This window comes from Kitasatospora aureofaciens (genome assembly GCF_019192735.1).
GTDB lineage: Bacteria > Actinomycetota > Actinomycetes > Streptomycetales > Streptomycetaceae > Kitasatospora > Kitasatospora aureofaciens_A.
This window is the reverse complement of record NZ_JAHTKP010000189.1, coordinates 1-871: the sequence shown is the minus strand read 5'-3', so window position 1 is coordinate 871 and position 871 is coordinate 1. Positions and strand designations below refer to the sequence as shown.

Below are 871 nucleotides of genomic sequence, written 5' to 3'. Positions count from 1 at the left end.
GTCCTGGCCGCCCCCGACTCCGACATCGGCCTGGTCGGCTACGAGATGGCCCTGCTCGTCGACCGCGCCGGCGCCGTCCTCACCCCCGCACTTCGCGCGGAACTCCAGGGCAGTCTCCTGCACTGACCGGAGCCCCGCGCGGATCCACCCACCGTCCCACCTCCCCGCCGGGTCCGACCCGACCGGACCCGGCGTCTGACCCTCAGCTACCCTCAGGCAGCTGATCTCGCCTCAGCTGGCACCGCCCCAGCTGGAACCGGCTGCCCAAGGCTGCAGCACTAGGAGGACCCATGACCCCGCCTTCGACACCCGCCGGCCCGTACGGCAGCGGGTACGGCAGCGGCTACGGCGGGCAGCAGTCCGACGGCTACGAGCAGCAGCCGCTGGTCCGCCCGTACGCGATGACCGGCGGCCGGACCCGGCCCCGCTACCAGCTCGCCATCGAGGCCCTGATCTCGACCACGGGCTCGGCCGAGCGGACCGGCGGACTGCTGCCCGAGCACGCCCGGATCGTCAACCTCTGCCGTGAGGTCAAATCCATCGCGGAGATCTCCGCCCTGGCCGGTGTGCCGCTCGGTGTGGCCCGCATCCTCGTGGCCGACCTGGCCGAGGCCGGTCTCGTCGCCATCCACCAGCCCGCCGCCGCGGGCGAGTCGGGCGGAACGCCCGATGTCACGCTGCTCGAAAGGGTCCTCAGTGGACTTCGCAAGCTCTAACGGACCCGCCCGCGCCACGACGTCGGCCAAGATCGTCGTCGCGGGCGGCTTCGGTGTCGGCAAGACCACGCTCGTCGGCGCCGTCTCCGAGATCAACCCCCTGCGCACCGAAGCCGTCATGACCTCGGCCTCCGCCGGCATCGACGACATCAGCC

The 871-nt window shown here is 72.2% G+C and carries 1 protein-coding gene and 2 pseudogenes; all 3 read left to right on the top strand.

Going from position 1 to position 871, the window contains the following annotated elements; translation table 11 throughout:
- Positions 1–126, top strand: a pseudogene (locus KV557_RS41935) (roadblock/LC7 domain-containing protein); the annotation flags it as partial.
- Positions 127–290: 164 nt separating this feature from the next.
- Positions 291–716, top strand: coding sequence for a DUF742 domain-containing protein (locus KV557_RS41930; RefSeq protein WP_030248215.1), 426 nt, complete (start codon positions 291–293; stop codon positions 714–716).
- Positions 697–871, top strand: a pseudogene (locus KV557_RS41925) (ATP/GTP-binding protein); the annotation flags it as partial. The gene KV557_RS41930 and the pseudogene KV557_RS41925, both read left to right, overlap by 20 nt.